Origin of the sequence: Sphingopyxis sp. KK2 (assembly GCF_001990265.1) — a bacterium.
Taxonomy (GTDB): Bacteria; Pseudomonadota; Alphaproteobacteria; order Sphingomonadales; family Sphingomonadaceae; genus Sphingopyxis.
Map to the genome: position 1 here is coordinate 1 of NZ_LYVN01000150.1, position 9,197 is coordinate 9,197.

General features: G+C 67.3%; 9 protein-coding genes. All 9 read left to right on the forward strand.

From position 1 onward, the window contains the following. Positions 1 to 458, forward strand: a 458-nt coding sequence (locus tag B1A78_RS18350) for a glutamate ligase domain-containing protein (RefSeq protein WP_306171660.1), incomplete at its 5' end; no start/stop codon positions are given. Continuing rightward, entirely contained in the window at positions 458 to 1,528 is a 1,071-nt protein-coding gene (gene mraY, locus B1A78_RS18355; RefSeq protein WP_077148351.1) for a phospho-N-acetylmuramoyl-pentapeptide-transferase, read from the forward strand. The genes B1A78_RS18350 and mraY, both read left to right, overlap by 1 nt. Beyond that, positions 1,525 to 2,829 (forward strand): UDP-N-acetylmuramoyl-L-alanine--D-glutamate ligase, encoded by a 1,305-nt coding sequence (gene murD / locus B1A78_RS18360; RefSeq protein ID WP_077148352.1) that lies wholly within the window; start codon positions 1,525 to 1,527, stop codon positions 2,827 to 2,829. Before mraY ends, murD begins: the two co-directional genes overlap by 4 nt. Continuing rightward, positions 2,826 to 4,064 carry an FtsW/RodA/SpoVE family cell cycle protein gene (locus B1A78_RS18365; RefSeq protein ID WP_144037896.1) on the forward strand — a complete coding sequence of 413 codons (1,239 nt, stop codon included), beginning with the start codon at positions 2,826 to 2,828 and terminating at the stop codon, positions 4,062 to 4,064. Before murD ends, B1A78_RS18365 begins: the two co-directional genes overlap by 4 nt. A 10-nt stretch (positions 4,065 to 4,074) precedes the next feature. Beyond that, on the forward strand, positions 4,075 to 5,265 hold the full coding sequence (murG, locus tag B1A78_RS18370) for an undecaprenyldiphospho-muramoylpentapeptide beta-N-acetylglucosaminyltransferase (protein ID WP_077148353.1): 1,191 nt from the start codon (positions 4,075 to 4,077) through the stop codon (positions 5,263 to 5,265). Next, the gene (murC, locus tag B1A78_RS18375; RefSeq protein WP_077148357.1) at positions 5,265 to 6,695 is read left to right on the forward strand and encodes a UDP-N-acetylmuramate--L-alanine ligase; all 1,431 of its coding nucleotides are present in this window, start codon (positions 5,265 to 5,267) and stop codon (positions 6,693 to 6,695) included. The genes murG and murC overlap by 1 nt, the downstream gene beginning before the upstream one ends. Beyond that, complete coding sequence (gene murB, locus B1A78_RS18380; RefSeq protein WP_077148354.1) at positions 6,692 to 7,624, forward strand: UDP-N-acetylmuramate dehydrogenase; 933 nt, start codon at positions 6,692 to 6,694, stop codon at positions 7,622 to 7,624. Before murC ends, murB begins: the two co-directional genes overlap by 4 nt. Further along, positions 7,621 to 8,544 (forward strand): D-alanine--D-alanine ligase, encoded by a 924-nt coding sequence (locus B1A78_RS18385; protein ID WP_077148355.1) that lies wholly within the window; start codon positions 7,621 to 7,623, stop codon positions 8,542 to 8,544. Before murB ends, B1A78_RS18385 begins: the two co-directional genes overlap by 4 nt. Next, positions 8,541 to 9,197 (forward strand): cell division protein FtsQ/DivIB (locus B1A78_RS18390; protein WP_256839274.1); only part of this gene is annotated, 657 nt, incomplete at its 3' end. The genes B1A78_RS18385 and B1A78_RS18390, both read left to right, overlap by 4 nt.

The window sequence follows — 9,197 nt, forward strand, 5'->3', positions numbered from 1 at the left end:
CCTTTGCCGAAATGGCTGGGCTCGCCGGGCGCGGCGCGCGGCACCGCCTGCCCGTCGCGGGCGGCGGCCACATCCTGCTCATCGACGAAAGCTATAACGCCAATCCCGCCTCGATGGTCGCGACGATCGACCAGCTTGGCAGCGAATCCGGCGACCGCCGCGTCGCGATTCTCGGCGCGATGAAGGAGCTCGGACCGGGCGGGGAGGCCTATCATGCGGGGCTCGCCGCTCCACTCGTCGCAGCAGGCGTGCAATTCGCCCTGCTCGTCGGCGAAGAGATGGCGCCGCTTGCCAAAGCGCTTGAGGGGCGTATCGATTTCGCGCATGTGCCCGACCATCGGGCCGCCAGAGAGCGGCTGAAGGACTTGATCCGCGCCGGCGACGCCGTGCTGGTCAAGGGGTCGAACAGCGTTGGCCTGTCGCATCTGGTGACGGCGCTGACCAACGGGGAAATTTGATGCTGTACTGGCTGGCGGAATGGCTTGGCTTTCCGGGGGTTCTCAATCTTATCCGCTATCTGAGCTTCCGCTCGGGCGCCGCGGTCGCGACCGCGCTGATCATCGGATTGTGGATCGGCCCGCGCTTCATCCTGATGCTGCGCATGCGGCAGGGCAAGGGCCAGCCGATCCGCGAGGATGGCCCGCAAAGCCATCTCGCGAAAAAGGGCACGCCAACGATGGGCGGGCTGATGATCCTGATTTCGCTGATGATTTCGGCGCTGCTCTGGATGGACTTGTCGAACCGCTTCGTCTGGGCGTGCCTGTTCGTCACCGGCGGCTTCGCGGTCGTCGGCTTCCTCGACGATCTCGATAAGGTCACCAAGGCCAGCCATCGCGGCATTCCGGGCCGCATCCGCCTGCTGATCGAATTCGTCATCGCGGGGGTCGCGGTGTTCCTGATCGTGTCGCGCACCGGCACCGACCTGTACCTGCCCTTTTTCAGCGGCATCGTGCTCGAACTCGGGCCGCTCTATTATGTCTTCGCGATGGTGATGATCGTCGGCTTCGGCAATGCGGTGAACCTCACCGACGGGCTCGACGGGCTTGCGACCTTTCCGGTGATCATCGCGAGCCTTGCGTTCCTCGTCATCGTCTATCTCTCGGGCAACGTGAAATTCGCCGAATATCTCGGCATCCCGCACGTCCCCGGCGCAGGCGAGCTTGCGATCTTCGCCGCCGCGATCATCGGCGCCTGCCTCGCCTTCCTGTGGTTCAACGCGCCGCCGGCGGCGGTGTTCATGGGCGATACCGGCAGCCTCGCCTTGGGCGGCGCGCTCGCGACCATCGCGGTCACCGCGCAGCACGAACTTGTCCTCGTCATCATCGGCGGGCTGTTCGTGGTCGAGGCGCTGTCGGTGATCATCCAGGTCTTCTGGTACAAGCGTACCGGCAAGCGCGTCTTCCGCATGGCCCCCATCCATCATCATTTCGAGCAGCTCGGCTGGCCCGAATCGACCGTCGTGATCCGTTTCTGGATCGTGTCGATCGTTCTCGCGCTTGCAGGGCTTGCGACGCTCAAGCTCCGGTGATCACATCGCGCGTCTTTGCCGGTCGCCGCTATGCGGTGCTGGGGCTGGCGCGCTCGGGGCTGGCCACCGTCGAGGCGCTCGTCGCCAGCGGCGCGGGCGTCACCGCGTGGGACGACCGCGAGGATGCGCGCGACGAGGCGATGGCGCTCGGCGCCGACATTGGCGACCCGCTCGACATCGACCTCATCGGTTTCGCGGGCGTGGTCGTGTCGCCGGGCGTGCCGCTGAACCGCCACCCGATCGCCGCGCACGCGCGCGAGGCGCATGTGCCGATCATCGGCGACGTCGAACTCTTCGCCGAGGCGCAGGCCGAACTGCCCGCGCACAAGCTCGTCGGCATCACCGGCACCAACGGCAAGTCGACCGTCACCGCGCTCGTCACGCACATGCTCGAGAGCGCGGGCATCCCGACGCTGATGGGCGGTAATATCGGCCTGCCGATCCTGTCGCGCGATCCGCTCCCCGAAGGCGGGGTCTATGTGCTCGAACTGTCGAGCTACCAGATCGACCTGTCGCACAGCCTCGCGTGCGACGTCGCGCTGCTCACCAATATCACCCCCGACCATCTCGACCGCTATGACGGTTTTGCGGGCTATGCGGCGTCGAAGGCGCGGCTGTTCAGCCTCCAGCACCGCGACCAGGTCGCGATCGTCGCGGTCGACGACGACCCGTCGAAGATCATCGCGGGGCGCATCAACCACCGCCTTCACCGCGTCTCGGCGAAGGACATCGACCCCGCCGACCAGGCGCGCTGGCCCGCACTGCAGGGTCCGCACAACGCGCAGAACGCCGTCTGCGCGATCGCGGTGTGCCGCACCCTTGGGCTCGACGACGAACAGATCGAAACCGGCCTCGCCACCTACAAGGCGCTGCCGCATCGCATGGAATTGGTCGGCGAGGTCGCTGGCGTCCGCTGGTTCAACGACAGCAAGGCGACCAACGCGGCTTCCGCTGCACCGGCGCTGGCGGCCTTTCCGCCGGCGCCGGACCAGCGTCTTCACTGGATCGCCGGGGGCAAGGCCAAGGGCGACGGGCTGGCGGCTTGTCGTCCCTGGTTCCCCAACGTCAAGCGCGCCTATCTGATCGGCGAGGCGATGGACGGCTTCGCGGCCGAGATCGGCGACGCGGTGCCAGTCGACCGCTCCGGCGACCTTGCGAGCGCGGTCGCGCAGGCCGCCGCCGCCGCCGCACCGGGTGACATCGTGCTGCTGTCGCCGGCCTGCGCGTCGTTCGACCAGTTCAAGAGTTTCGAGGATCGCGGCGACCGCTTTCGTGCGCTGGTCAAGGCTTTGGGGGCATGAGCGGGGGGCTCGACAATATGGACGCGACGAACGAACGGCCGGTCATCGCCACGACGCGCAGCAGCAAGCGGCGCGGGCCGCGGCTCAGCCGCGCCGACCGCACCCCGCTCGGCCTGTGGTTCTGGGAAATCGACCGCGTGCTGCTGCTGCTCGTGTCGATGCTGATCGCGGTCGGCCTCGTCGCGGTGACCGCCGCCTCGCCGGTCGCGGCGCAAAAGCTCTCGACCTCGACCGCCAGCCTCGACCCGCTCTATTATTTCTATCGCCAGCTGATGTGGGTGATCGTCGGCGTGCCGGTGATGCTCGGCGTCTCGATGCTGCCCAAGGCGCAGGCGCGGCGTTTTGCCATCTATGGCACGATCGTCTTCATGGCGCTGCTCTTCCTCGTGCCCCTGGTCGGGACCGAGGTGAACGGCGCGCAGCGCTGGCTCGGCAGCGGCATGTTCCGCCTCCAGCCGTCGGAATTCCTCAAGCCCTTTTTCGCGGTATCGCTCGCGTGGGTGCTTTCGCTGCGGCTCCACGACCAGAGCCTGCCCGTCGTCCCGTTGGCCTTCGTGTTCACCGGCATCATCGCGCTGCTCCTGATGGGCCAGCCCGACCTCGGACAGACGATCATCTTCGTCGCGACGCTGCTGGTGCTCGTGCTCGTCGCGGGGCTTTCGATGCGGATCATGGGCATGCTCGCGGCGAGCGGGCTTGCGGGCATCGTGCTCGCCTATTTCTTCTATCCGGTCGCGCAGCAGCGCATCAACATCTGGCTGTTCGCCGAGGGCGACAGCTTCCAGGTCGACAAGGCGCATGCGACGCTGACCGCCGGCGGGCTGATCGGCACCGGCCCGGGCGCGGGCCTTGCCAAGTTCCAGCTGCCCGAGGCGCACACCGACTACATCTTCTCGGTGATCGGCGAGGAATTCGGTATGATCGCGTGCATGGCGATCGCGATCCTCTATCTCGCGATCATTGTCCGCGTCCTCGTTCGCCTGCTCGATGAGGAGGACAGCTTCCTGATCCTCGCCGTCGCCGGCCTCGTCGCACAATTCGGCGGGCAGGCGGTGATCAACATGGCGGTGAACACCCAGCTTTTCCCGTCGAAGGGCATGACCTTGCCCTTCATCAGCTACGGTGGCTCCTCGATGATCGCGCTGTCGATCGGCATGGGTTTGCTCTTGTCGCTGACCCGGCGGAACCCCTATGCCGCAAGGGTATCGATGACCCGCAACTGGAACAAAAAATGACGGCCCGTAAATGACCGCCACGCGTCACTATCTTCTCGCCGCCGGGGGTACCGGCGGCCATATGCTTCCCGCTTATGCGCTCGCGGGCGAGCTGATTTCGCGCGGCCACCGCGTCGCGCTGGTCAGCGACGATCGCGGGCTCAAGATTCCCGGCGCCCCCGCGGAACTCGAAACGCATGTTCTGCCCGCCGGGCGCGTCCATGGCGGCCCGATCGGCTGGGTCAAGGCGGCGCTCGCGATCCGCAAGGGCCGCCGCATGGGCATCGACCTGATCGACGAATTCGACCCCGCGGTCGTCGTCGGTTTCGGCGGCTATCCCTCGCTCCCCAGCCTGCTCGCGGCCAAGGCGACCAAGCGGCCGACCGTGATCCACGAACAAAATGCGGTGCTCGGCCGCACGAACCGGCTGATGGCGGGGCGCGTCGATGCGATCGCGGTCGCCTATCGCAACATCCACCGTTTCCCCGAGGCTTTGGCGCTCAAGCGCCACCTCACCGGTAATCCGGTACGCGAAGAGGTCATCGCGATCCGCGAGGAAGGCTATCCGCCTTTCCCCGAGGACGGGATCATGCGCCTGCTTGTGGTGGGTGGAAGTTTGGGCGCGACCGTGCTCAGCGATGTCGTTCCCGCCGCGATCGCGATGCTGCCGCGCGCGCTGCTCGACCGGCTGCAGATCGTGCAGCAGGCGCGCGAGTCCGATATCGAGGGCGTGCGCGCCAAATACGCCGAACTCGGCGTCGCCGCCGAATGCGCGCCTTATTTTGCCGACATTCCCGACCGCATGCGCTGGGCGCATCTGGTGATCGCGCGCGCGGGCGCGTCGACCGTCGCCGAGTTGGCCTGTGCGGGGCGCCCGGCGGTGTTCGTGCCCTATCCGCACGCGATGGATGATCATCAGAGCTGGAATGTCGCCGATCTCGTCGAGGCGGGCGGGGCGGTGTCCTTCGCGCAGCCCGACTTCACCGCCGCGGCGCTCGCCAAGCAGATCCAGCGCATGGCGCTCGAACCAGGCGCGCTCGAGGAGGCCGCGGCCCGCGCCGCGAGCTGCGGGCTTCCCGACGCGACGCGTGATCTTGCCGACCTCGTCGAATCGCTCGCCGCGCCGCCGATGATGGACGTCATCCGCGTCGGCGCGAGCGCGCGCAGCGCGGCGGTTGCGGGCGGCATCGCCGCGACCCGCACCCGTTCGGGAGGCGAATGATGCGCGGCGTCGCGACCGACATCGGCACCATCCACTTCATCGGCATCGGCGGCATCGGCATGTCGGGCATTGCCGAGGTGATGCACAATCTCGGCTATCAGGTGCAAGGCAGCGATATCGCCGACGGCTATGTGATCGAGGGTCTGCGCAAGCGCGGGATCAAGGTCAGCATCGGGCATGAGGCGTCGAACGTCGACGGCGTGGCGGTCGTCGTCACCTCGACTGCGGTCAAGCGCGGCAACCCCGAGGTCGAGGCCGCGCTCGCGCAGCGCATCCCGATCGTCCGCCGCGCCGAAATGCTCGCCGAACTGATGCGGCTCAAATCGACCGTCGCCATCGCGGGCACGCACGGCAAGACGACGACGACCAGCCTCGTCGCCGCGCTGCTCGACGCGGGCGGGATCGACCCGACCGTCATCAACGGCGGCATCATCAACAATTATGGCTCGAACGCGCGGCTCGGCGCGTCGGACTGGATGGTCGTCGAGGCTGACGAGAGCGACGGCAGCTTCCTGCGCCTCGACGGCACGATCGCGGTCGTCACCAACATCGATCCCGAACATCTCGACCATTATGGCAGCTTCGACGCCATCAAGGACGCCTTCGTCGAGTTTATCGAGAACGTCCCCTTCTACGGCGCGGCGATGCTCTGCCTCGACCATCCCGAGGTGCAGGCGATCATCCCGCGCATCCGCGACCGCCGCATCGTGACCTATGGCTTCTCGGCGCAGGCCGACGTGCGCGGCACCAATGTGACGCCCGGCCCCGACGGCAACCGCTTCGACGTCGTCGTGCGCGACCGCGACGGCAACAGCCGGACGATCGAGGGCATCCACCTGCCGATGTCGGGGCGCCACAATGTCCAGAATGCGCTCGCCGCGATCGCGGTCGCGCTGCACATGGGCGTTTCGGACGAAAAGATCGCCTCGGGGTTCAATGGCTTCGCCGGGGTCAAGCGCCGCTTCACCAAGGTCGGGGAGATCGCGGCGGGCGAGGGGATTGTCACCGTCATCGACGATTATGCCCACCACCCGGTCGAAATCCGTGCGGTGCTGTCGGCGGCGCGCGAGGGCGTCGGCGCGGGCCGTGTCGTCGCGGTGGTCCAGCCGCACCGCTTCACCCGCCTGCGCGACCATATGGACGATTTTCAGCAGGCGTTTAACGACGCCGACATCGTGCTCGCGCTGCCGGTCTACACCGCGGGCGAGACGCCGATCGAGGGCGTGTCGTCGGACACGCTCGTCGCGGGCCTGCGCGACCGCGGGCATCGGCAGGCGTCGACCGTCGCCGACGCGGCAGCGCTGGCTGCGGCCATCGCCCAGTCGATCGCTGCGGGCGACCTCGGCGCGGGCGACAAGATCATCTGCCTCGGCGCGGGCGACATCACCAAGATGGCGGCGGGCCTCGCCGCGGCGGTGGAGAGCGCGTGACCGCGACCGCCACCCTCCCGGCCGTTCGCGGCAAGCTGACAGAAAAGGCGCCGCTGGCGCCGCTCGTCTGGTTCAAGTCGGGCGGCCCCGCCGACTGGCTGTTCGAGCCGAAGGATGCCGACGATCTTTCCGATTTTCTTCGTGACCTCGATCCCGCCGTGCCGGTGATGGCGCTCGGCCTCGGGTCGAACCTGATCGTGCGCGACGGCGGCTTTCCGGGCGTCGTCGTCCGGCTTGGCAAGGCTTTCGCGAAAGTCGAAGCCATCGACGCCACGACGCTGCGCTGCGGTGGGGGCGCGTCGGGCATCCTCGTCTCCTCGACCGCGCGCGACGCGGGTATCGCGGGCATGGAGTTCCTCCGTTCGATTCCCGGCACCGTCGGCGGCTTCGTGCGCATGAACGGCGGCGCCTATGGGGGCGAGGTCAAGGATATCCTCATCGACGCCGATATCGTGCTGCGTTCGGGCGAGCGCCGCACGCTCGCGCTTGCCGACCTCGGCTACACCTATCGCCACAGCGAACTGCCTGAAGGTGCGGTCGTCGTCGGCGCGACCTTCCGTGGCCGCCCCGGCGAACCCGCCGCTATCCAAGCCGAAATGGACCGAATCTCAGCGAGCCGCGAGGCGTCGCAACCGCTGCGGTCGAAAACCGGCGGCTCGACCTTCAAGAACCCCGATGGCCACAAGGCCTGGCAACTCGTCGACGAGGCCGGCTGCCGCGGTTTCGCGGTCGGCGGCGCGCAGGTCAGCGAGAAGCACACCAATTTCCTCATCAACGCGGGTGAGGCGACAAGCGCCGATATCGAAGCGCTCGGCGAGGAAGTCCGTCGCCGCGTGAAAGCCAAGAGCGGCGTCGACCTGCAGTGGGAAATTCAGCGCGTAGGCATTTTTGCCGGAGCGCCAAAGGAAAATGTAGGAGTCATGAAGTGAGCCGTGGTCCGTGGCATGTCGCCGTCCTGCTGGGCGGTTGGTCCGCCGAGCGCGAAGTGTCGCTGATGAGCGGGAAGGGCGTCGCCGACGCGCTGGAATCGCGTGGGCATAAAGTCACGCGCATCGACATGGACCGCGATGTCGCGTTGCGGCTTGCCGAGGCGAAGCCCGACGTCGTGTTCAATGCGCTCCACGGCGTGCCCGGTGAGGACGGCACGGTGCAGGGCATGCTCGACCTGATGGGGCTCAAATATACGCACAGCGGCCTCGTCACCTCGGTGATCGCGATCGACAAGGAGCTCACCAAGCAGGCGCTCGTCCCGCACGGTATCCCGATGCCGGCCGGCACGATGGTCGACAGCGAAAGCCTGTTCTCGGTCGATCCGCTGCCGCGCCCCTATGTCCTGAAGCCCGTCAACGAAGGCTCGTCGGTCGGGGTCGCGATCGTCAAGGACGGCAGCAATTACGGCAACCCGATCGCGCGCGGTGCGGTGGGACCGTGGCAGGAATTCGACCGCCTGCTTGCTGAACCCTTCATCAAGGGCCGCGAACTGACCGTCGCGGTACTTGGCGACCAGGCGCTCGGCGTCACCGAATTGCGCGTGAAGTCGGGCTTCTACGACTATGACGCTAAATATACCGACGGGCTGACCGAGCATGTCTGCCCCGCCGAAGTCCCCGACGACGTTGCGCAGCGCATGAAGGACCTTGCGGTTCAGGCGCACCGCCTGCTCGGCTGCAAGGGCGCATCGCGCTCGGACTTCCGCTGGGACGACGAACATGGCCTCGCGGGAATCTTCCTGCTCGAGGTCAATACCCAGCCGGGGATGACGCCGCTCAGCCTCGTGCCCGAACAGGCACGCGCGATCGGCATGGATTATGCGGAACTGGTCGAACGCATCGTGGGGGAAGCATTATGAGCCAGAAGATCAAGCGGCCGACATCGGCCCCGCGCCGCCCGGCGCGCGCGCCGAAGAAGCGCAAGACGATCCGCACCTCGCGGGTCGATGCCGTCATCAACGCGCTGCCGATCAGCCCGCAACGGCTCCAGCAGGTCGCCAACTGGACGATCGGCCTCGGCCTCTTCGCCGTCGTCGGCCTTGCTGCGCACGCGACCGGCGTGACGGCGAAAGTGCAGGAGGAATATGCCCAGGCGGTCGGCCGCGCGGGCTTCCAGGTCAAGAAGGTCGAGGTCGTCGGCGCCGACCGCATCGACCGTCTCAAGGTCTATGACATCGCGCTCGCGCAGAAGGACCGCTCGATGGCGGCGCTCGACCTCGAAGGGGTGCGCGCCGACCTGATGAAATATGGCTGGATCAAGGATGCGCGCGTCTCGCGCCGCCTGCCCGACACGCTCGTCGTCGACATCGTCGAGCGCACCCCGGCGGCGATCTGGCAGCATGCGGGCCGCCTGTCGCTGATCGACGAAAATGGCGTCGTGCTCGAACCCGTCACCATCGCGACGATGCCCGACCTGCCGCTCGTCATCGGGCCGCGCGCGAACCAGCGCTCGCAGGATCTCGACCGCCTGCTTGCCGAGGCGAGCAGCCTCAAGGAGCTGATGGCGGGCGCG

What these genes read in the sequence shown, in the direction of transcription:
- mraY (WP_077148351.1), top strand. Translation starts at nt 458, where the DNA reads ATGCTGTACTGGCTGGCGGAATGGCTTGGCTTTCCGGGGGTTCTCAAT.
- B1A78_RS18365 (WP_144037896.1), top strand. Translation starts at nt 2,826, where the DNA reads ATGAGCGGGGGGCTCGACAATATGGACGCGACGAACGAACGGCCGGTC.
- murG (WP_077148353.1), top strand. Translation starts at nt 4,075, where the DNA reads ATGACCGCCACGCGTCACTATCTTCTCGCCGCCGGGGGTACCGGCGGC.
- murC (WP_077148357.1), top strand. Translation starts at nt 5,265, where the DNA reads ATGCGCGGCGTCGCGACCGACATCGGCACCATCCACTTCATCGGCATC.